The organism is Mesorhizobium waitakense (genome assembly GCF_056431085.1).
The window spans coordinates 56,106-76,561 of the sequence record NZ_JBWKME010000093.1 but is presented as its reverse complement, the minus strand read 5'-3'; the positions used below and the strand labels follow the sequence as shown (position 1 = coordinate 76,561).

At 63.8% G+C, this 20,456-nt stretch carries 19 protein-coding genes and 2 tRNA genes; 17 read left to right on the top strand and 4 right to left on the bottom strand.

Annotated features, from left to right (window positions below; translation table 11 throughout):
• Positions 1–33 precede the first annotated feature (33 nt).
• The 6 genes from AC07FD_RS19900 to AC07FD_RS19875 are packed head-to-tail and all read left to right on the top strand — an operon-like array spanning position 34 to position 8,660.
• Positions 34–1,911: an extracellular solute-binding protein gene (locus AC07FD_RS19900; RefSeq protein ID WP_478351238.1), complete on the top strand. Its 1,878-nt coding sequence runs from the start codon at positions 34–36 to the stop codon at positions 1,909–1,911.
• Positions 1,911–3,779, top strand: coding sequence for an extracellular solute-binding protein (locus tag AC07FD_RS19895; protein WP_478351237.1), 1,869 nt, complete (start codon positions 1,911–1,913; stop codon positions 3,777–3,779). The genes AC07FD_RS19900 and AC07FD_RS19895 overlap by 1 nt, the downstream gene beginning before the upstream one ends.
• A gap of 30 nt (positions 3,780–3,809) precedes the next feature.
• Positions 3,810–4,907, top strand: a complete 1,098-nt coding sequence (locus AC07FD_RS19890; RefSeq protein WP_478351236.1) for a microcin C ABC transporter permease YejB — start codon at positions 3,810–3,812, stop codon at positions 4,905–4,907.
• Positions 4,907–6,052 carry an ABC transporter permease gene (locus AC07FD_RS19885; RefSeq protein WP_478351235.1) on the top strand — a complete coding sequence of 382 codons (1,146 nt, stop codon included), beginning with the start codon at positions 4,907–4,909 and terminating at the stop codon, positions 6,050–6,052. Before AC07FD_RS19890 ends, AC07FD_RS19885 begins: the two co-directional genes overlap by 1 nt.
• Positions 6,049–7,680 carry an ABC transporter ATP-binding protein gene (locus AC07FD_RS19880; protein WP_478351234.1) on the top strand — a complete coding sequence of 544 codons (1,632 nt, stop codon included), beginning with the start codon at positions 6,049–6,051 and terminating at the stop codon, positions 7,678–7,680. The genes AC07FD_RS19885 and AC07FD_RS19880 overlap by 4 nt, the downstream gene beginning before the upstream one ends.
• Positions 7,681–7,718: 38 nt before the next feature.
• Positions 7,719–8,660, top strand: coding sequence for a 2-hydroxyacid dehydrogenase (locus AC07FD_RS19875; protein ID WP_478351233.1), 942 nt, complete (start codon positions 7,719–7,721; stop codon positions 8,658–8,660).
• Positions 8,661–8,762: 102 nt separating this feature from the next.
• Here AC07FD_RS19875 and AC07FD_RS19870 read toward each other — a convergent pair whose 3' ends face one another.
• Both AC07FD_RS19870 and AC07FD_RS19865 read right to left on the bottom strand, forming a co-directional pair.
• On the bottom strand, positions 8,763–9,119 hold the full coding sequence (locus AC07FD_RS19870) for a hypothetical protein (RefSeq protein ID WP_478351232.1): 357 nt from the start codon (positions 9,117–9,119) through the stop codon (positions 8,763–8,765).
• An 89-nt stretch (positions 9,120–9,208) separates the two neighbouring features.
• The gene (locus AC07FD_RS19865) at positions 9,209–10,159 is read right to left on the bottom strand and encodes a class I SAM-dependent DNA methyltransferase (protein WP_478351231.1); all 951 of its coding nucleotides are present in this window, start codon (positions 10,157–10,159) and stop codon (positions 9,209–9,211) included.
• Between the two features lie 120 nt (positions 10,160–10,279).
• On the opposite strand from AC07FD_RS19865, the gene AC07FD_RS19860 reads away from it, so the two are divergent.
• On the top strand, positions 10,280–11,287 hold the full coding sequence (locus tag AC07FD_RS19860; RefSeq protein WP_478351230.1) for a ligase-associated DNA damage response exonuclease: 1,008 nt from the start codon (positions 10,280–10,282) through the stop codon (positions 11,285–11,287).
• Positions 11,288–11,291: 4 nt separating this feature from the next.
• Complete coding sequence (locus AC07FD_RS19855; RefSeq protein WP_478351229.1) at positions 11,292–12,893, top strand: cisplatin damage response ATP-dependent DNA ligase; 1,602 nt, start codon at positions 11,292–11,294, stop codon at positions 12,891–12,893.
• 24 nt (positions 12,894–12,917) lie between these two features.
• Here AC07FD_RS19855 and AC07FD_RS19850 read toward each other — a convergent pair whose 3' ends face one another.
• Entirely contained in the window at positions 12,918–14,090 is a 1,173-nt protein-coding gene (locus AC07FD_RS19850) for a hypothetical protein (protein WP_478351228.1), read from the bottom strand.
• A 320-nt stretch (positions 14,091–14,410) separates the two neighbouring features.
• Between AC07FD_RS19850 and AC07FD_RS19845 the strand changes: the two genes are divergently transcribed.
• Positions 14,411–14,486: transfer RNA gene (locus tag AC07FD_RS19845), tRNA-Thr, on the top strand.
• An 87-nt stretch (positions 14,487–14,573) separates the two neighbouring features.
• Here AC07FD_RS19845 and AC07FD_RS19840 read toward each other — a convergent pair.
• Positions 14,574–14,649: transfer RNA gene (locus tag AC07FD_RS19840), tRNA-Cys, on the bottom strand.
• A gap of 150 nt (positions 14,650–14,799) precedes the next feature.
• Here AC07FD_RS19840 and AC07FD_RS19835 point away from each other — a divergent pair.
• The 8 genes from AC07FD_RS19835 (at position 14,800) to AC07FD_RS19800 (ending at position 20,452) form a co-directional block, all read left to right on the top strand.
• Positions 14,800–14,988 (top strand): YodC family protein, encoded by a 189-nt coding sequence (locus AC07FD_RS19835; RefSeq protein ID WP_095082538.1) that lies wholly within the window; start codon positions 14,800–14,802, stop codon positions 14,986–14,988.
• Between the two features lie 235 nt (positions 14,989–15,223).
• Positions 15,224–15,652 carry an EF-hand domain-containing protein gene (locus AC07FD_RS19830; protein ID WP_478351227.1) on the top strand — a complete coding sequence of 143 codons (429 nt, stop codon included), beginning with the start codon at positions 15,224–15,226 and terminating at the stop codon, positions 15,650–15,652.
• 45 nt (positions 15,653–15,697) lie between these two features.
• Positions 15,698–16,240, top strand: a complete 543-nt coding sequence (locus AC07FD_RS19825; protein WP_478351226.1) for an RNA polymerase sigma factor — start codon at positions 15,698–15,700, stop codon at positions 16,238–16,240.
• Between the two features lie 38 nt (positions 16,241–16,278).
• Complete coding sequence (locus tag AC07FD_RS19820; protein ID WP_478351225.1) at positions 16,279–16,731, top strand: hypothetical protein; 453 nt, start codon at positions 16,279–16,281, stop codon at positions 16,729–16,731.
• Positions 16,728–17,183, top strand: a complete 456-nt coding sequence (locus AC07FD_RS19815; RefSeq protein ID WP_478351224.1) for a periplasmic heavy metal sensor — start codon at positions 16,728–16,730, stop codon at positions 17,181–17,183. The genes AC07FD_RS19820 and AC07FD_RS19815 overlap by 4 nt, the downstream gene beginning before the upstream one ends.
• Positions 17,184–17,287: 104 nt before the next feature.
• Positions 17,288–17,566 carry a GCG_CRPN prefix-to-repeats domain-containing protein gene (locus AC07FD_RS19810; protein ID WP_478351223.1) on the top strand — a complete coding sequence of 93 codons (279 nt, stop codon included), beginning with the start codon at positions 17,288–17,290 and terminating at the stop codon, positions 17,564–17,566.
• 119 nt (positions 17,567–17,685) lie between these two features.
• A complete protein-coding gene (locus tag AC07FD_RS19805) occupies positions 17,686–19,182 on the top strand; it encodes a DUF1800 domain-containing protein (RefSeq protein ID WP_478351222.1) in 1,497 nt (498 codons plus the stop codon).
• A 34-nt stretch (positions 19,183–19,216) separates the two neighbouring features.
• The gene (locus tag AC07FD_RS19800; protein WP_478351221.1) at positions 19,217–20,452 is read left to right on the top strand and encodes a DUF1501 domain-containing protein; all 1,236 of its coding nucleotides are present in this window, start codon (positions 19,217–19,219) and stop codon (positions 20,450–20,452) included.
• Positions 20,453–20,456: the final 4 nt, after the last annotated feature.

Here is a 20,456-nt window from a genome sequence, read left to right as displayed (position 1 = left end):
TGGAATGGACACGCAGCACGAAGAGGACAGTGCATGACGGTTGGCCGAACGCTTCTCAAATCGTTGCTGGCGGCAGCCCTGCTGGCGGCGGGATTGCCAGCGACGCAAGCCGACGAATGGCGCACCACCTCCTCGCTGATCGGCGAGTCCAAATACGGCGACAATTTCCAGCACTACGACTACGTCAACCCGAACGCGCCCAAGGGAGGCACGCTGAATTCGGTGGTGCCCGGCACCTATGACAGCTTCAACCCCTATATCGTCCAGGGATCGCCGGCCGCCGGACTGGTCGGATTCGGCGGCGGCCTGCTCTATGACACTCTGATGGAGCAGGCGACCGACGAAGGCAGCACCAGCCATCCGCTGATCGCCGAAGCCTACAAATATCCGGCCGATTATTCCTCCGCGACCTACCGGCTCGACCCGCGCGCCAAATGGCATGACGGCCAGCCGATCACCGTCGATGATGTGATCTGGTCGTTCCAGGTGCTGAAGGCGAACAGCCCGCAATACAGCCGCTATTTCGAAAACGTCACCGATGCGGTCGCCGTCTCCGACCGCGAGGTCGAGTTCCATTTCAATCAGAAGGGCAACCGGGAACTGCCGAAGATCATCGGCGATCTTGCCGTGCTGCCGAAACACTGGTGGGAAGGCACCGATGCCAACGGCAAGAAGCGCGACGTGACCAAGCCGACGCTGGAAATTCCGCTCGGTTCGGCCGCCTACAAGATCGCCAGTTTCAAGCCCGGCTCGGAAATCATCTGGCAGCGCGTGCCCGACTACTGGGCAACGAAACTGCCGGTGAAGATCGGCCGCGAGAATTTCGACACGCGACGCTACACCTATATACTCGACGACAACGCCGCCTGGCTGGCCTTCACCAAGGGTGGGCTGGAGGACATCAACCGCGAATACAGCTCGCGCAAATGGGCAACGGCTTACAATTTTCCTGCATTCCAAGCCGGTGATGTCGTCAAGAAGGACTTCCAGACCCAGGCGCCACAGGCGATGCAGGGTTTCGTCCTCAACCAGCGGCGGTCGCTGTTCCAGGACCGGCTGGTGCGTGAAGCGCTGACAATCCCGTTCGATTTCGAGAGCATGAACCGCACGCTGTTCTTCGGCTTCAACACCCGCACATCGAGCTATTTCCAGGGTACCGAACTGGCATCGAGCGGATTGCCGCAAGGCAAGGAGCTGGAAATCCTGGAAAAATATCGCGACAAGCTGCCGCCCGAACTCTTCACCCAGGAATTCAAGTTGCCGGTCTACGATTCCCCGCAAGCGGAACGGAAGTACCTGAAACAGGCGGTTGATCTGTTCGCCAAGGCTGGCTGGGTGATCAAGGGCGGCAAGATGGTCAATGCCAAGACCGGCGCGCCGTTCAGGTTCGAAATTCTCGGCTGGAACGACACCGACCAGGTGATCGCCAGCCCCTACATCGCCAATTTGCGCAAGATCGGGGTCGACGCCACGCTGCGCATCATCGACCAGACGCAGTACATCAACCGCGTCAACAATTTCGATTTCGATGTCGTCACGGGTCTTCTCCAGCAGTCGGATTCGCCGGGCAACGAGCAACGCGACTTCTGGACTTCGAAAGCTGCCGACGCGCCGGGTTCGCGCAATCTGATGGGCATCAAGGATCCGATCATCGACGCGCTGGTCGACCGCATCATCTTCGCCAACGATCGCGACGACCTTGTCGCCGCCACCCACGCGCTCGACCGTATCCTGTTGTGGAACTTCTACGTCGTGCCGCAATATCACCGGTCCGCCGTCTGGCTGGCCTATTGGGACAAGTTCGGCTTTCCAGACAAGCAGCCCGCCTATGTCGGCGCCGATATCGATTCCTGGTGGATCGACCTCGATAAGGAAAAGGCGTTGGCGGCCAAGTACAAGGGCGGCAATTGATGGCGGTCCTTGCCCGCCGCGATTTTCTGGCATTGGGCGGTGCTGCCGCAGCCGCCGCCCTGCTGCCCGGCCGAGCCTTTGCCACCGTCCCGACTGGCGTAAAACTGCACGGCCTGTCGGCTTTCGGCGATCTCAAATACAAGCCGGACTTCGCGCATTTCGACTATGTCAATGCGGACGCGCCCAAGGGCGGCCAGATGAATTTCGCGCCGCCCAACGCCACCTTGAATCAGAGCTTCCTGACTTTCAACACATTGAATTCCCTGGTGTTGAAAGGAGATTCACCGCCGCGAACGGAGCTTTGTTTCGATTCTCTGATGGCAAGCGCGCTCGATGAGCCGGATGCGGTCTATGGCCTGCTTGCCGAGTCCGTCACCTTGTCGCAAGACCGCAATGGCTTCCGTTTCAGCCTACGACCGCAAGCCCGCTTCAACGACGGTTCGCCGCTGACCGCTGAAGACGTTGCCTTCGCGTTGAAGCTTTACAAAGACCAGGGCCATCCAAGCCTTTCCAAGGCGCTGCGGTATATGACGGAAGCGGTCGCGGTCGATCCCACCACTCTCGACCTGACCTTCAACGGCGAGCAGTCGCCGCAGAACATCCTTGCGATCGTGGCAATGCCGATCGTGTCCAAGGCCTTTTATACGGCCAATGATTTCGATGCCTCGACGATGACACCGCCGCTCGGCTCGGGGCCTTACAAGATCGGGCGCGTGGCGGCCGGACAGACTGTCGAATATGACCGCGTCGCCGACTATTGGGGCCGCGATCTACCCGTGAACCGCGGCCTCTACAATTTCGACCGCATCCGCATCGACTTCTATCTTGACCGGCAGGCGGCATTCGAAGCCTTCAAGAAAGGCGATACGCATTTTCGCGAGGAGTTCACCGCGCGGGTATGGGCGACCGGATACGACTTTCCGGCGCTGAAGGATGGCAAGGTCGTCAAACGGGAATTTCCCGGCGAGAAGACGCCAGACATGCAGGCGGTCGCGCTGAATCAGCGTCGTCCGCAATTCCGTGATGAGCGCGTGCGGCGGGCGATCGCCAGATGCTTCGATTTCGAATGGATGAAGCGGGCCCTGTTTTACGGCTCTTACGAGCGCTCTCAATCGAACTTCGAACGGTCGGATTATAAGGCCGAAGGTCTGCCCTCGCCTGCGGAATTGGCCCAGCTGGAGCCGTTGCGGGCCGAGTTGCCACCAGAGGTCTTTGGCGAAGCCGTGGCACAGCCCCTCTCCGACGGTTCAGGCCATGACCGCAAGCTGCTGGGCGAGGCTTCGAGATTGCTTGCGCAAGCCGGCTGGAAGCGCACCGGCAGTTTCGTCGTCAACGACAAGGGTGAGCGGCTGCGGGTTGAAATGCTGGCGGAGGATGACGGCATCGTTCGCATCTTCACCCCATGGTCCGAGAATATGAAGGCGATCGGGATAGACGCCTCGATCCGGCAAGTCGATTCGGCACAATATGAACAGCGGCTCAGCGATTTCGACTTCGATCTTACCGTGCTGCATTGGTCGATCGGGGCGACGCCGACTAACGACGGCCTGGAGATGCTCTATGATTCGCGAATGGCGAAAACGCCGGGGCAGCGCAACTATCCGGGCACGGAAAGCAGGGCCATCGACGCACTGATCGTGGCAGCCGGCAAGGCGCAAAGCCGAGCCGAACTCGTCACAGCGCTCAGAGCGCTCGACCGGGTCTTGCGCGCGCGGCTAGACTGGATTCCAACATACTATCTGGCGAATCACCGCGTCGCCTATTGGGACATGTTCGACTTCGTCGAGCAAAAGCCCGATTTCGGCTTTCCGGTCGAGACGCTGTGGTGGTTGGATAAGGGCAAGGCGGCAAAAATTGGCAAAGGCTGAGATGTTCGCTCAAGCAGGGCAAAAGACCTGATGGGCGCTTATATCCTGCGCCGCATCCTGTTGATGATCCCGACCCTGTTCGGCATCATGGCGATATCCTTCGCCGTCATCCAGTTCGCACCGGGCGGCCCGGTCGAGCAGGTCATCGCCCGGCTGACCAACCAGGGCGGCAGCGATCGCCTCGGCGGCGGCGGTGGTGACGCGGTGGGTGGCGCCAATGTCGATGCCGCCAGTGATGTCAGCTCGAAATATCGCGGCGCCCAAGGCCTCGATCCGGAATTCATCAAGAAGCTGGAGAAGCAGTTCGGCTTCGACAAGCCGCCGCTGGAGCGCTTCGGCATGATGTTGTGGAATTATGCGCGCTTCGATTTCGGCGACAGCTATTTCCGCGATATTTCGGTGCTCAACCTGATCCTGGAAAAAATGCCGGTGTCGATCTCGATCGGGCTGTGGATCACGCTTCTGTCCTATTTGATCTCGATCCCGCTCGGCATCCGCAAGGCGGTCAAGGACGGCACGCCTTTCGACGTCTGGACCAGCGGCGTCGTCATTGTCGGCTATGCCATTCCGGGCTTCCTGTTCGGCATCATGCTGATGGTGCTGTTTGCCGGCGGGTCGTTCTGGGACTGGTTTCCGCTGCGCGGCCTCACCTCCGACAATTGGGACCAGCTGTCCTGGTCCGGCAAGATCATCGACTATTTCTGGCACATGACCTTGCCGCTGACGGCGCTGGTGCTGTCGGCCTTCGCCACGACGACGCTGCTGACCAAGAACTCGTTCCTGGAAGAGATCCGCAAGCAGTATGTGGTGACGGCGCGCGCCAAGGGCCTGTCGGAACGGCAGGTGCTCTACGGCCACGTCTTCCGCAACGCCATGCTGATCGTGATTGCCGGTTTTCCGGGCGCCTTCATCTCGGCCTTCTTCACCGGCTCGCTGCTGATCGAGAACATCTTTTCCCTCGATGGACTCGGCCTGCTCGGCTTCAGATCGGTGGTCGAGCGCGACTATCCGGTGGTGTTCGCCAATCTCTACATCTTCTCGCTGCTCGGGCTGTTCGTCGGATTGCTGTCCGACCTGCTCTACACCTGGGTCGATCCGCGCATCGATTTCGAGCGGAGAGACGTTTGATGTCGGACACCACCGCGACCACGGAGGCGGCACCGGAGCGGGTCGTGCGGCCGTGGCTGTCGCCGCTCAACAAGCGCCGCCTGCAGAATTTCAGAGCGAACCGGCGCGGCTACTGGTCGCTGTGGATCTTCCTCGTCCTGTTCGTGCTATCGCTGTTTGCCGAGTTCATCGCCAACGACAAGCCGATCATCGCCTCCTACAAGGGCGAAATCCTGTTCCCGGTGCTGGTCGCCTACCCCGAGGAAAAGTTCGGCGGCTTCTACGCCGTCACGGACTATCGCGACCCGGTGATCCAGGACGAGATCAACGCCAATGGCTGGATGATCTGGCCGCCGGTGCGCTACTCCTACCAGACCGTCAACAACGCCATTCCGGAGGCGGCACCCGCCAAGCCGTCCTGGCAGTATGACGCCAAGACCCGCTGCAACCAGTACCCGCAAGGGGCGGCCGACGAGGCCTGCATCGTCGGCAACTGGAACTGGCTGGGCACCGACGACCAGGCGCGCGACGTGCTGGCGCGTGTCATCTACGGCTTCCGCATTTCGGTGCTGTTCGGCCTGATCCTGACTGCGGGCTCGGCCCTGATCGGCGTCGCGGCCGGCGCCGTGCAAGGCTATTTCGGCGGCTGGACCGATCTCCTGTTCCAACGCTTCATCGAAATCTGGTCGGCGATCCCGGTGCTCTATCTCCTGCTCATCGTCGCCGCCATCCTGCCGCCGGGCTTCTTCATCCTGCTTGGGTTGATGCTGTTGTTCTCCTGGGTGGCGCTGGTCGGAGTGGTGCGGGCCGAGTTTCTGCGCGCCCGCAACTTCGAATATGTCAACGCGGCCCGCGCACTCGGCGTGCCCAACCGCACCATCATGTTCCGGCATCTGTTGCCCAACGCCATGGTGGCGACATTGACCTTCATGCCGTTCCTGCTTTCAGGCTCGATCTCGACGCTGACCTCGCTCGACTATCTCGGCTTCGGCCTGCCGCCCGGCTCCGCCTCGCTCGGCGAACTGCTGAAGCAGGCGCAGCGCAATCTCAACGCGCCATGGCTCGGCATTTCCGGCTTCGTCGTCATCTCGCTGATGCTGTCGCTCCTGGTCTTCGTCGGCGAGGCGACGCGCGACGCCTTCGATCCGCGCAAGACGTTCCGATGAGCGAGGCTCCCCTGCTCAGCGTGCAAGACCTCAGCGTCGCCTTTGCGCAGGGCGGCGGCCAGTCGGTCGCCGTCGACCACATCTCGTTCGATATCGCCAAGGGCGAGACGGTGGCGCTGGTCGGCGAATCCGGCTCCGGCAAATCGGTGTCGGCGCTGTCGGTGCTGAAGCTGTTGCCCTATCCCAGTGCCAACCATCCGTCGGGAAAGATCCTGTTCCAGGGCGCCGACCTGCTTGCCATGAGCGAGAAGCAGTTGCGGCAGGTGCGCGGCAACAAGATCACCATGATCTTCCAGGAGCCGATGACTTCACTCAATCCGCTGCACACGATCGAGCAGCAGATCGTCGAAATCCTGAAGCTGCATCAGGGCATGGCCGACCGCCCGGCCAAAGCCCGCACGCTGGCCCTGCTCAACGAGGTCGGCATCCGCGATCCGCAAAAGCGCCTCGATGCCTATCCGCACCAGCTGTCCGGCGGCCAGCGTCAGCGCGTGATGATCGCCATGGCGCTGGCCAACGAACCGGAACTGCTGATCGCCGACGAGCCGACGACGGCACTCGACGTCACCGTGCAGGCGCAGATCCTCGAGTTGCTGGCCGGGCTGAAAAGCCGCAAAGGCATGTCGATGCTTTTCATTACCCACGATCTCGGCATCGTGCGCAAGATCGCCGACCGGGTCTGCGTGATGACCAAGGGCAAGATCGTCGAGACCGGCCCGACCAAGGACATTTTCGCCAACCCGCAGCACCCCTATACACGGCATCTGCTGGCCGCCGAGCCGAAAGGCAAGCCGCCGGCGGCCAACGCGGCAGCCAAGCCTGTCATGACCGGCAAGGACATCAAGGTGTGGTTTCCGATCAAGCAGGGCTTCTTCCGGCGCACCGTCGACAATGTGAAGGCTGTCGACGGCATCGATATCACCGTGCGTGCCGGGCAGACGCTCGGCGTGGTCGGCGAATCCGGGTCGGGCAAGACGACGCTTGGACTGGCGCTGGCGCGCATGATCTCGTCGACCGGGAGCATCCAGTTCAACGGGCGCGACATCAACCAGCTCTCCTTCAACGCCATGAGGCCGCTGCGGCGCGAATTGCAGATCGTCTTCCAGGACCCGTTCGGCTCGCTCAGCCCGCGCATGTCGATCGCCGAGATCATCGAGGAAGGCCTGAAGATTCACGAGCCGAAACTGTCGCCCGACCAGCGCGACGCACGCGTCGCCGACGTGCTGAAGGAAGTGGGGCTCGATCCCGCTACCCGCAACCGCTACCCGCACGAGTTTTCCGGCGGCCAGCGCCAGCGTGTCGCCATCGCGCGCGCCATGGTGCTCAACCCGCGCTTCGTCATGCTAGACGAGCCGACATCGGCGCTCGACATGAGCGTGCAGGCGCAGGTCGTCGACCTGTTGCGCAGCCTGCAGGCCAAGCATGACCTCGCCTATCTTTTCATCAGTCACGACCTCAAAGTCATCCGGGCGCTGGCCAACGACGTCATCGTCATGCGCAATGGCAGGATCGTCGAAGCCGGTCCTTCCGAACAGATTTTTGGAAATCCACAAACCGACTATACTCGGGCGCTGATCTCGGCCGCCTTCAAGATAGAGACGGCGCCGGTCGGCATCGTCAGCGAATAGCCTGGACAACGGGCACGCATAACAGGGAAACTCCATTGATGGAAAAAGGCCGCATCCTGCTTGCCGTCACCGGTTTTCATCCGCAGCGCTGGCGCGAGCTCTTGTCGGCCGAGCGCGAGGTGGTGCTGGAGCCGGACGGCGCCAGCGACCCGTCGATCACCTATGCGGTGGTGTGGAAGCAGAAGCCGAACATTCTTGCATCGCTGCCCAATCTGCGCGCCATCTTCTCGATCGGTGCCGGCGTCGACCATATCTTCGCCGACCCGGGCCTGCCGGATGTGCCTGTTGTCAAGATCGTCGCCGACAACCTCACCCAGTACATGACCGAATATGTCGTCTGGCGGGTGCTCGATCATCATCGCCACGGCCTGCTCTACCGGTCGCAGCAGCCGAAAAAAATCTGGCACGAGCCGCAGCAGCGGCCAGCCAGCGACATTTCGGTCGGCATCATGGGCCTCGGCAATCTCGGCCGCGCCGCCGCCTCGGTGCTTTTGTCACTCGGCTTTGCCGTCAATGGCTGGTCACGCAGCGAGCGGCCGATGAAAGGCGTAGCGACCTACTCCGGCGAGGCGGGACTGATCCCCTTCCTCAAGGCGACCGATATCCTGGTGGTGCTTTTGCCGCTGACCCCGGACACGCATGGCATCATCAATTACGGCGTGCTGAAGGAACTGAGGAAGCGCAACGGCCTCGGCGGCTCGGTGCTGATCAATGCCGGACGTGGCCGCCTGCAGAAGGACGCCGACATCGTGCGGGCACTGGATGACGGCACGCTGAAGGAGGCGAGCCTCGATGTGTTCGAAGTCGAACCGCTGCCGAAGACCAGCCCGCTGTGGGGACATCCAAAAGTGTTCGTGACGCCGCATTCGGCGGCGACCTCCGACCCTGTCCACCTGGCACCGATCATGCTGCGCCAGATGGACGCTTTCGAGCGCGGCGAAAAGCTCGACAATCTGGTCGACCGCAAAGCGGGGTACTAGAGCAATTCCGGGAAAAGCGTGAAACGGTTTTCCCGGGAATAGCGCGTAGCGTTTCCCCTCAGGGAATTGCGTCAAAGCAAAGAGAGCGGCGCCTACCCGATCCTAGCCAGGCAGCAGTTTCTTCTGCTGGTCTGGCTTGCCGCAGTCGCGGCGATCAATCGACCGGTTCATGGCATCCATCTCGCCGGTCGCCCTGTCGGCGTCTTGCTTGGCCTTGGAACGCACATCCGGCATGAACGGGCCGAAGCCCATCGCCGGATTGGAGAAGGTGGGCTTCGCCTTCGTCGACAAATTGTGTTGCTGTGCCAGCGCGTTGCGCTGCGCCAGCAGCTGGCCGCAGGGCACGCTGTCATACTGCAGGGAGGACTGGATGTCGGCGTCCTGCCTCTCAGCCATCGAACTGCCCGCGCAGCCGGCGGTCACCAGGCAAGAGGCCAAGACAATCATGTTCCAGCGCATCGACTCTGCTCCTCCTGATATCCCGCCTTGATGCGACCAGATCGCAAATATCAGTCGCGCATGCAAATCAGACTTTTTCGCAGCACTGATTATCTGCGGGCGCGGCCAGAGGGGATCGCAGCCTCGTCCCCCGGTAGCTTGCCTGCCACAACGACCAACCCGTTGACGGGTTCCCGCCGGTCCTGCCGGATCACGGTTGTTTCCAGCGACAGGATCGAAAGCCCGTTGGCAGCCAGGATTTCACGCACATAATGTTCCGAATGCGCGTAGCGGCGCGATGGCAGCAACACAAAATCGCGATTGCCGACCAAGCTCTCGACGGAAAACGCGAACAGGCCATTCCCGGCCAGCAAACCGGCAACCGTCTTAACCACGCCGTCGAGCGCGCCGACATAGATGAAGACGTCGGCCACCGCCACCAGATCGACTTTCGGGCCCGCAAAGGAAAAATCCCGCAGATCGGCCTTGCCGAGGAAATCGTAGACGCCCTTGGCCCGCGCCTGCTTCAGCATCCTGGCCGAAATGTCATATCCCTCCAGCCGATCGGCGATCGGCCGCAGCCTCGGCCCCATCAGGCCCGTGCCGCAGCCGAGATCCAGCGCCAGCGGGAAGCGGCCCGGTCTTGCCGACCGAATGGCCCGATCGAGCAATTCGGGCAGCCGATACCCCAGCCTGTCGACCAGTGATTCCTCGAAGCTGTCGGCATAGTGGTCGAACAGCGTCTCGACGAAGGCGCAGGGCAGCGCGCCGGTCTCCGGCGCCTTGCCGATCAACTGCAGGTTCAGTGCGGCGCCTTGACGATCCGTCGGATCGAGTTGCAGCGACATCGTCCATGCCTGGGCGGCGAGGTCCGGCGCACCCGCAGCCTGCTGCATTTCGCCGAGGCGAAACCAGCCCATCGCCCATTGCGGCTTCAGTTCCAGGGCACCAAGAAGCAATTCCGCCGCCGCGGCATGATCGCCGTCCGCATGCAGCATCTCGGCATAATCGGCACGGCGATCGGCGTTCAAGTCGCCGGACGAGGCCTGAAGCGGTTTCATGGCGATTGGTCCTGGGCGATGGGTCCTGTCGGCGGATGGAGCCGGCGGTGCTGTATGCGGGAGTCAGCAGTCACTGACAACAGGCTTCCCGCAGCGGAATTATATCCTATCTTGGGGATCATGCGCGCCTCAGACCTGCTCCATCCCCGGCCCGAGGGCCTCTATTGCCCGCCAGGCGATTTCTTCATCGACCCGGTGCGGCCGGTGAACCGGGCGCTGATCACGCATGGTCATTCCGATCATGCGCGTTCCGGCCACCGGTCGGTGCTAGCCACGCAGCAGACGCTCGACATCATGGGCCTGCGCTATGGCGAGGATTTTGCCGACACAACGCAAGCAGCACAGCTCGGCGAGACGATTGTCCTCGACGGTGTCAGCATCAGCTTCCATCCAGCCGGCCATGTGCTTGGCTCGGCGCAGATCGCCGTCGAGCACCAGGGCACGCGCATCGTCGCCTCCGGCGACTACAAGCGGCAGAAAGACGCGACCTGCGCCCCGTTCGAGCCGATCCCATGCGATGTGTTCATCACCGAGGCGACTTTCGGCCTGCCGGTATTTCGCCATCCACCGGACACGGAAGAAATCGCCCGCCTGCTGAAATCGGCGGCGCAGTTTCCCGAACGCTCGCATCTGGTCGGCGCCTATGCGCTCGGAAAGGCGCAGCGGGTGATGCGGCTGCTGCGCGACGCCGGCTACGACAGGCCGATCTACATTCATGGCGCGCTGGCCAGGCTCAGCGAATATTACCTGAGCCAGGGCATCGAGCTTGGGACCCTCGAACCGGCAACGGTGGAGGGCGGCAAGCAGGATTTCGCGGGCGCCATCGTGGTCGGTCCGCCTTCGGCTTTCGCCGACCGCTGGGCGCGGCGTTTTCCCGATCCGATCTCGTGCTTTGCCTCGGGCTGGATGCGTATCCGCCAGCGTGCCAAGCAAGGCGGCGTCGAACTGCCGCTGATCATCTCGGACCACGCCGACTGGGACGAACTGACCGCGACCATCAAGGAGACCGGAGCGGCGGAAATCTGGGTTACGCATGGCCGCGAGGAAGCGCTGGTGCGCTGGTGTGAGCTCGAAGGCATCGCCGCACGACCGCTGCATCTGGTTGGCTACGAGGACGAGGGCGATTGAGCGCATGAACCGCTTCGCCGAACTTCTCGATCGGCTGGTGCTGACGCCGTCGCGCAACGGCAAGCTGACGCTGCTGACCGACTATTTCCGCAGTGTGGGGGATCCCGACCGTGGCCTGGCCCTGGCTGCCATCACTGGCGACCTCAACATCGCCGCGGTCAAGCCGGCGATGTTGCGCACCCTGGTCACCGAGCGCATGGACCCGGTGCTGTTCGGCTATTCCTACGACTATGTCGGCGACCTTGCCGAAACGGTGTCGCTGGTCTGGCCGCAAACGCCCGGAAACATCCCGAACCGCGAGCCGACGCTCGGCGAGGTCGTCGCCAGGCTGCAGGCGGCAAGCCGCTCCGACGGACCGAAGGTGCTGGCCGGACTGCTCGACAGCGCCGGCATCTCGGCGCGCTTTGCCATCATCAAGCTGGTCACCGGTGGCCTGCGCATCGGCGTGTCGGCGCGGCTGGCCAAACAGGCTCTGGCGGATTTCGGCAAGGTCGACGTCACCGAGATCGAGGAGCTTTGGCATGGGCTGTCGGCGCCTTACACGGCGCTGTTCGCCTGGCTGGAAGGCAAGGCCGAAAAGCCCAGGAATACGGCGATGGCCCTGTTTCGCCCGGTCATGCTGTCGAACCCGGTCGGCGACGGCGATCTCGAAAAGCTCGACCCCGCGGATTATGCGGCCGAATGGAAATGGGACGGCATCCGCGTCCAGGCGGTCGCCGAAGGCGGTATCCGCCGGCTCTATTCGCGCACCGGCGACGATGTCTCCGGCGCCTTTCCGGACCTCGCCGATGCCATGCATTTCTCCGCAACGCTGGACGGCGAACTGCTGGTCGGCGATCCCCGGCTGGCGACCGGCACCTTCTCGGACCTGCAGCAAAGGCTGAACCGCAAGACGGTGACGCCGAAGATGCAGCAGCAATATCCAGCCTTCATGCGCTGCTACGACGTGCTGCAGATCGGCGACGAGGATTTGCGCGCGCTGCCGTTTCGTGAGCGGCGCGGCCGACTGGAAACCTTTGTCGGCACGCTCGACCCGAGCCGTTTCGATCTTTCGCCATTTGTCGACTTCGCCGACTGGCAGGCGCTGGAGGAGCTGCGCCGCGCGCCGCCGCATCCGATCATCGAGGGCGTCATGCTGAAGCGCTGGGACTCGCCCTATGTCGCCGGGCGGCCGAAAGGCCCGTGGTTCAAATGGAAGCGCGATCCGCACACGGTGGATGCCGTGCTGATGTATGCCCAACGCGGCCATGGCAAGCGCTCGAGCTTCTACTCGGACTACACGTTCGGCGTCTGGTCCGGCGGCGAAGGTGAGGAGGAACTGGTGCCGGTCGGCAAGGCCTATTTCGGCTTCACCGACGAAGAGTTGAAGCAGATCGACAAATATGTCCGCGACAACACGGTCGAGCGTTTCGGGCCCGTGCGCTCGGTGCGGGCCGACCGCGACAACGGCCTGGTGCTGGAAGTCGCCTTCGAGGGCCTCAACCGCTCGACCCGGCACAAATCCGGCGTCGCCATGCGCTTTCCCCGCATCTCGCGGCTGCGCTGGGACAAGCCGGCCAACGAGGCCGACCGCATCGAGACGCTGCAGGCGCTGCTCGATCGCTAAGTCGCTTGTCCTGCATGGATGCGCTTACGGCTCGACCGAGACCCGGATTTCGTAGATGTCCGCCGCCTTGCCCTGTTTGTCGAAGTCGGAATTGACGGCGATCGTGCCGGCCGAGCCCGGGTGCTTCTTGGGAAACTGCACGTCGAACAGGTATTCGTTCTGCTGCTGGCCGACCGCGTAGCGCTTGCGGCCGCAGTCGCCCAGTTCGCCGAAGTTGCAGTCGACGGAAATCTGCGTCTCCTTGCCTTCTTCGGAGCGTGCAATGATGTCGAACACGGCATGCTTGCCGGCGAGCTGTTCCAGCACGCCTTGCCCGACATCGAAGCTGATCGCCGAACCGGAGGCTCCGGAACGGATGCGCAGGAACGACCCGGTGTCGTCCTTCATCACTTCGGCCTTGGCATCCGACGGGGCGCTGACATGCGACGCGTCGGTTGGCGAAAACACGTTGATCCAGTCGCGCGACTGGTCCGCGGCACCGGGCTTTGCTGGGCCGGTGTCGCCATCGGCCGGTGTGAAGTCGTCGTCGTTGACGGTCGGCGGCGCTTCGGGCGGAGCGGTGTCGAGCTGCGCCTGTGTCTTGAACACACCGGTCTGCACGGCGAAGAACAGGCCGATACCGACAGCGGCAAGCAGAGTCACGGTCAGGAAGATGGCGGTCAGCGGCAGGCGACGCCCCCTTATGCGCCGTTCATCGCGATCGGGCGCCACTTCCGTCGCGGCCTCGGCCGAGTCGGGAGCAGACATGTCGATGGCCGGCGCGCCGGGAAGGCCGGCGTCCGGCATGATGTCGGGAACGACTGGCAGCACACGCGAGCGAGGCGCATCGGAGGCGGATTGCACGGGTTCGTCGACGACAACGACGGGTGATGCCGGCTGCCCGGTCTCAACCGCAAGAGCGGGGTCCGCACCCACCTCGACCGCAGGAGCCGGGTCCCCGCCAAGCTCGACCGCCGGCGCATCGCCCTGCGGGCCGATATCCGGCACCGCCGGCAGATACTCGGATTCGATTTCGGTGATTTTGGCCTGTATCGCCTTGCGGCGCTTGATGGCGACTTCCACCGTCACGTCAGGATTGGCCTGAAGCGCACGGTCGAGCGCGGCAAAAGCCGATCGATAGACCCTTTCGCGGAACGCGCGGTCCTCGGCATTGCCTTTCTCGAAGGCGTTCCGGATCGCCTTTTCGATTGCGTCCAAGCGGATCCCCCTGCACGTTTGCCCAACCTTGCCATGATCGTTAGCCGCAGGCGACCAATCAATCAACGGGCGAGCGGCGCATTCTGCCTTGTCAGGGTGTGCAAAGTCCATTCCGACGCTGTTCCGGCAACGAAATCAGCGTGTTTCATCAATTTTCACCAGCAGGAGGGTGCGAACCGCGCGAGCCTGACTCGGCGACCGATTGGCGAGCAACGCGGCGGACGGCTTTCGACGGCCTCGCGTGAATTGCCAAGTCGCATCTTGAATTCGCCGCCGGTTGAGTCTATCACCCCCGCATCTTGGAGGCTCTGGCCTCCCGGGCCGCTTTAGCTCAGTTGGTAGAGCACATCATTCGTAATGATGGGGTCAGGTGTTCGAGTCACCTAAGCGGCACCATTCCTTCAAGCAACAATCAATGGCGTCGTCACTGGACCAAAGGCCGTGCTCCGGTCTCTCGCTGCTTTGTCGGACAGGAAGTGAGGATGGAGGCCTCGCCTCGGGATCGAACCGAGGCTTCAGAGATTTGCAGTCTCCAGCGTAGCCGCTCCGCCACGAGGCCATCGGTGTCCAAGTAGCAGCCAAATATTTACGGAAAGGTTAAGGCCGAACCGCTGCTGGAGCAAAGGCTTGCGGTGCCGGCGAGGCATATCGGCCATTGTCGAGGCCCTGGTTTGGTGTGACACTCTGAGCCTCTGAATGGAGGTCGAAAATGCCCAACAATTTCAAGACCGGAGACGTCGTCAGGCTGAAGTCCGGAGGCCCGAAAATGACAATCAGCGACGGCGCGGCCTCAGGCATATTCATGTGCCATTGGTTCAACCGCGAGGGTGACGTGTGGACCCCGCAACATGCCGGCTTCAAGCCGGACCAGCTGGTCGCGGCCGACCAGTCAGACTAGGTCCCTGCCGACGCGGTTTCGCTTGAACCGGCGCCAAACCTGGCACGGGTTCACGTCCAGCGCTGAGGCCGCCGGGTTTGGTACATCACTGCGGCCGCCGACGGAGCCCTTGCATCCAAGAAATGCGTCCGAAACAGAGCCGCGCGACCGACGGATTTCCGTCGTCGCGGCGTTTAACGGTCGAAGCGTGACCTCGGCTCAAGCCGTGGCCACGCGCCACCGGAGACGCCAACACATGATATGCCGTTCTATACTTGCCGCTGCCTTGAGCCTGCTGACCGTGGCGGCTCTCGCCCAGACAGCGACGCAGCCGCCTGCCGCGACGCCGCCGATTGCCGCACCAGCCACGCCAAAGGCCAGGTCCGACATCACGCTGGCCAAATTCCAGAAGCGGCGCGAAAAGGCGATCATGGCTGCCGACACGGATGGCGACGGCAAGATCAGCTTGCTGGAATGGGAAGCCTTTCAGGCCAAGCGCAACATCAAGGGCGACCCCGTCAAATCCTTCGCGCGTATCGATTCCAACCATGACGGCTTCATCGACCGCGCCGAACTCGATGCCTTCTTCGCCAAGCGCTTTGCAAGGCTGGACAAGAATGCCGACGGCGTCCTGACGGCCGACGAACTGCCGGGCCACAAAACCGCTCCCAAGCAGGAGCAATGACCAAGAGGCAATGACGTGCGATGAACATCGGGAGTGCGCCGGCTGATGAGCGCCGATCCGGACGAGGAGCTGGTTCGCCGCGTCGGCGCCGGGGATCCGGCAGCCGTGCAGACGCTCGTCGCGCGCAAACTGCCGCGCATCCTGGCGCTTGCCGTGCGCATGCTCGGCGATGCTGCGGAGGCCGAGGATGTCGCGCAGGAGACCTTCGTGCGGATCTGGCGCCATGCCTCGGGCTGGCGGCGCGGCAATGCGCGCTTCGACAGCTGGATCCACCGGGTGACGCTGAACCTCTGCTACGACAGGCTGCGCCGCAAGCGCGAATGGGTGACCGACGACCTGCCGGAAATGGTCGATCCCGCGGCACTTCCCGATGCCCATCCGCAGGAGGAAGCGCAGCGGGTCGAACGGGCGCTGCAAGGTATAGCGCCGCGCCAGCGCGAAGCGATCGTTCTGGTCTATTACCAGGAGATGCCCAACGTCGAGGCGGCAGCGACCCTGGAGATCAGCCTCGATGCCCTGGAGAGCCTGCTTTCGCGCGGCCGGCGGTCGCTGCAGACGATCCTGGCCAGGGATGGCGCCGATGAGTGAGAACCGGGCAAGCGGCACCGATGGGCAAGGGGAAGACAATGGCTGAAGGGTCCAGGAACGAACCGGCAATGCATGCCAAGCGCTTTGCGGCCCTGGCAGAGGCCTATGGCGGTGACTTGCGGCGATGGCCGGAGGCTGAACGGGTGGCCGCCGCGATCTTTGCGCCGAGCGAGACTGGCCAGGCCATTTTGCAGCATGCCGGGAGACTTGACGCCCTGCTGGACGGCTACCGCGTCGGCGCACCCGACAAGGCCCTGCACGGCAGCATCCTGCAGGCCGCTGGCCCATACCTCGCCCAACGCCGGCGCCGGCGGTTCTGGTGGCTTGGACTGGGGCTTGCCGGCATTGGTCTGGCAGGCGCTGTCGCCGGATTGGCCATGGTGAGCATCGTCACGCCCGAGGTCCAGCCGGACCACAATGTGCTGGACGCCAATGCGACGGCGTTCGGCGACGCCAGCCCGGACCGCGACACGATCGAGGAAGACCTATGAGCATGAGCCGAAACCTCGTCACCCTGTCGGTGGTGCTCAACGTCTTCCTGGCCGGGGCGCTTGCCGGCGGGGCCGTCTGGATAAGAAGCGGCAAGTCAGGCCAGGGCTACTCGCTGGAGACTGCCGGCGGCCGGCTTCCCGAGCAGGATCGCACGGTGTTCCGCGAGGCGCTGCGCGACGTTCGCAGCCAATCCCGTCAGGTCATCCTCGACGGCCAGCAAGCCAGGCGCGAGGCGGCAGACCTGCTGCGACAGCCGGTTCTGGACGCGACGGCCCTGTCGGCGGCGCTGGAGCGGGCGCGCAATGCCGACGTTGCCGTGCGCATGCGGCTTGAGCAGCGCATCGTCGAGTTCGCGGCGGCAAGTTCCGCCGAGGGCCGCCGCGTGCTGGCGGAAGGGCTCACCAGACGCGCTGGGTCGCAGCTGTCGGCGGTGCCAAAAAAATCGCCGTGACGACCGACGGAAAACGCCGACGACGCCGTTTAACAGGAGAAGGGCAGGACCTGCCGGACCAGGTGCGTGCAGGTTTTCAACCTCGGACACTTCGGAGTATGGCCATGAATTATTTGACAAAATACGTGCTCACCGCGGCTCTCGCCGTGACCGGAACGGTTGCGACGGCTGCGGCATCCTCGGCGATGCCAATGGCGCCGCTTGCCGCGCCGGCGCTGGTCGAGCATGCCGCCTGGGGCTGCGGTCCGGGCTGGCATCCCAATCCCTGGGGACGCTGCGTGCCCAATCGTATGGTGGTCTACCCTCGTTACATCTATCGGCATGGCCCGGCCTTCTACGCCTGGCATCGGCACCATGTCTGGCACCGCCGGCATCAGTGGTAGGATGCGCGTCGGGGGTCGGCCACTCCGCGCCGGCCTCCTCCCCCTGTTGACTATGCACGAAACGGCTCGAACGAGCCTCATGCGCCAGGCGCTTGAGGCTCAGGCGATGGAGAGCTGACTTGACTGTCCCGGCCTCCAATTCCCTGCCGCCAGATCCGGTACTCGTCGCATTCAACCGCTTCGGGCTTGGTGCAAGGCCCGGCGACCGCGAGATGCTGGCCGGCGACCCGCGCGGCTATCTCAGGGCGGAACTGCGGCAAGCCGACATCGCCATGATCTCGCTCGACGATCCGGCCTATACCGGCTTGCTGGGCAGCACGCCGGCCATCCAGGCCAGCATGGCGGCAAATTTCCAGCTCCAGCGCGAGCGCATGGCCGCCGCGGCAGCTCAGCCAGCGACGGCGAGCGCCCAAGCTGTGCCCGCACAGGCCCTGCCCGCCCAGATCACGCTAGCCCACCCCGCGCTTGCGCCTGCGCCGACCGACAAACCCGTCGTGCCGCAGGTCGAGGAGACGTTGTTCCGAGCGGAAGCACAGGCGCGCTTCGACAAGGCCATTCGGGCGAAGGCCGGCTTCGTCGAACGGCTCGTCTGTTTCTGGTCGAACCATTTCTGTGTTTCGGTGGCGAAGGACATCCTCATTGAAGCCAGCGCCGGTGCCTTCGAGCGGGAGGCCATCCGCCCTTTCGTGCTCGGCCGCTTTGCCGATATGCTGCTGGCGGTGGAGCATCATCCGGCGATGCTGCTCAATCTCGACAACCAGCAGTCGATCGGGCCGGACTCTCGTGCGGGCAGCAACCGCAAGCGCGGGCTCAATGAAAACCTCGCCCGTGAAATCCTGGAACTGCACACGCTCGGCGTCGGCAGCGGCTACAGCCAGGCCGACGTCACCAGTTTCGCACGCATCCTCACAGGCTGGACGATGGCCGGGCGCGACGGGCGGCTGGGCGAGCCCGGCAATTTTGTCTTCAACGCAAACGCACATGAGCCGGGGGATGCAATGCTGCTCGGCAAGACCTATCCTGCCGGCGGCATGGGACAGGCGGAAGCCGCGCTCAACGATATCGCCCGCCACCCGGCAACGGCCCTGCATATCGCCACCAAGCTGGCCCGCCATTTCATAGCCGACACGCCGCCGCCGTCTGCAATCGCTCGCCTCGCCAAGGTCTTCGCCAAGACCGACGGCAATCTGCGGGCGCTGGCCGCCGCCCTCATCGCCATGCCGGAGGCGTGGTCGACGCCGTTGGCGAAGATGCGTTCGCCCTTCGACTATGTCGTCGCCATCCGAAGGGCGACCGGTCCCGGTCCGGCCAACGATCCCGGCCAGTCGCTCGGTTGGCTCAACGCGCTGGGCGAGCCGCTGTGGCAACCGCCGGGACCGAACGGCTTTCCCGACGGGGCCGACGGCTGGGCATCGGCGGAGGGCATGAAGATCCGCCTCGACATCGCCTGGCAGGCAGCGCGGCAGGCTAGGGATATCGGCAATCCCAACGACATGCTCGATGCGCTGATCGGCCCTGCCGCCTCACCGGAGACGAGGCAAGCGATCGCAAGGGCCGAATCCAAGCAGCAAGGGCTGGCGCTGTTGCTGATGGCTCCCGAATTCCAGCGCAGATAGTTCCAGCGAAGATCGCTGCCGTGGAGACGAAATCATGAGCCTGCTGTGCGAAACACCGGATCCCTCCCGCCGCGCGATATTGATGACCGGCGGCGCATTGTTTGCCTGGGCCTACATGCCCAGCTTTGCCCGCGCCGCCGACAATCGCGATCCGCGCCTGATCGTCATCGTGCTGCGCGGCGCGCTGGACGGGCTCTCGGCGGTCGGTCCGGTCGGCGATCCCGACTATGCCGGCCTGCATGGCGACATCGCCTTGTCGCTAAGCGGTCCGCATGCGGCGCTGCCGCTCGACGGCTTCTTCGCGCTCAATCCGGCAATGCCGGTGTTTGCGCGGCTGTATAGGAATAACCAGGCGGCGGTCGTGCATGCGGCCGCGACCGGCTATCGCGAGCGCTCGCATTTCGATGGCCAGGATGTGCTGGAAAGCGGCTTTGCCGGTCCCGGACATGTCACGACCGGCTGGCTCAATCGGGCGCTGGAAGGCCTGCCAGCGGGCGACCGCGTGGCAACGCTTGGCGGTCTGGCCGTCGGGCCGTCGACACCACTGTTGATCCGTGGGGCGGCGCCGGTGCTTGGCTGGGCGCCGCTATCGCTGCCGACGCCCGGCGACGGGCTCGCGTCGCGCGTTCTCGATCTCTACCAGCACCGCGACCCGGTTCTCGCAGTGGCGCTGCAAAAGGGGCTCGACGCCGACCGGATGGCCGTGGACGACAAGATGGGCAAGACAATGAAGCCGAAGGGCGGCCTCGACAGCGCGGCGGGGATGCGGCAGGCGGCACAAGGCGCCGCCAGGCTGATCGCGGCCGATGACGGGCCGCGCGTTGCAGCCCTGGCTTTCGATGGCTGGGACACGCATGTCAATGAAGGCGGTGCGACCGGCCGGCTCGCCACCTTGCTCGGTGGCCTCGACGGCGTCTTCGGGGAATTCGAGAAGGGCTTGGGTGAGCGCTGGAAGGACACGGCGATCGTCACCATCACCGAATTTGGGCGCACGGCGCAGGTCAACGGCACCGTCGGCACCGATCACGGCACCGGCACCGTGGTGCTGCTGGCCGGCGGCGCGATCAAGGGCGGCCGCGTCATCGCCGACTGGCCGGGGTTGAAGCCGGCTCAGCTTTACGAACAACGCGACCTGGCGCCGACCTCTGATGTCAGAGCAGTGCTGAAAGGGCTGCTCGCCGACCAGTTCGGCCTTTCGGCCGCCGTGCTTGGCGACAAGGTGTTTCCGGAGTCCGCTGCGGTGAAGCCGATGCGGGACCTCATCGCCTGAAGTA

Coding starts and splice junctions, on each gene's coding strand:
- AC07FD_RS19900 (WP_478351238.1), top strand. CDS start 34: ATGACGGTTGGCCGAACGCTTCTCAAATCGTTGCTGGCGGCAGCCCTG.
- AC07FD_RS19895 (WP_478351237.1), top strand. CDS start 1,911: ATGGCGGTCCTTGCCCGCCGCGATTTTCTGGCATTGGGCGGTGCTGCC.
- AC07FD_RS19890 (WP_478351236.1), top strand. CDS start 3,810: ATGGGCGCTTATATCCTGCGCCGCATCCTGTTGATGATCCCGACCCTG.
- AC07FD_RS19885 (WP_478351235.1), top strand. CDS start 4,907: ATGTCGGACACCACCGCGACCACGGAGGCGGCACCGGAGCGGGTCGTG.
- AC07FD_RS19880 (WP_478351234.1), top strand. CDS start 6,049: ATGAGCGAGGCTCCCCTGCTCAGCGTGCAAGACCTCAGCGTCGCCTTT.
- AC07FD_RS19875 (WP_478351233.1), top strand. CDS start 7,719: ATGGAAAAAGGCCGCATCCTGCTTGCCGTCACCGGTTTTCATCCGCAG.
- AC07FD_RS19870 (WP_478351232.1), bottom strand. CDS start 9,119: ATGCGCTGGAACATGATTGTCTTGGCCTCTTGCCTGGTGACCGCCGGC.
- AC07FD_RS19865 (WP_478351231.1), bottom strand. CDS start 10,159: ATGAAACCGCTTCAGGCCTCGTCCGGCGACTTGAACGCCGATCGCCGT.
- AC07FD_RS19860 (WP_478351230.1), top strand. CDS start 10,280: ATGCGCGCCTCAGACCTGCTCCATCCCCGGCCCGAGGGCCTCTATTGC.
- AC07FD_RS19855 (WP_478351229.1), top strand. CDS start 11,292: ATGAACCGCTTCGCCGAACTTCTCGATCGGCTGGTGCTGACGCCGTCG.
- AC07FD_RS19835 (WP_095082538.1), top strand. CDS start 14,800: ATGCCCAACAATTTCAAGACCGGAGACGTCGTCAGGCTGAAGTCCGGA.
- AC07FD_RS19830 (WP_478351227.1), top strand. CDS start 15,224: ATGATATGCCGTTCTATACTTGCCGCTGCCTTGAGCCTGCTGACCGTG.
- AC07FD_RS19825 (WP_478351226.1), top strand. CDS start 15,698: ATGAGCGCCGATCCGGACGAGGAGCTGGTTCGCCGCGTCGGCGCCGGG.
- AC07FD_RS19820 (WP_478351225.1), top strand. CDS start 16,279: ATGGCTGAAGGGTCCAGGAACGAACCGGCAATGCATGCCAAGCGCTTT.
- AC07FD_RS19815 (WP_478351224.1), top strand. CDS start 16,728: ATGAGCATGAGCCGAAACCTCGTCACCCTGTCGGTGGTGCTCAACGTC.
- AC07FD_RS19810 (WP_478351223.1), top strand. CDS start 17,288: ATGAATTATTTGACAAAATACGTGCTCACCGCGGCTCTCGCCGTGACC.
- AC07FD_RS19800 (WP_478351221.1), top strand. CDS start 19,217: ATGAGCCTGCTGTGCGAAACACCGGATCCCTCCCGCCGCGCGATATTG.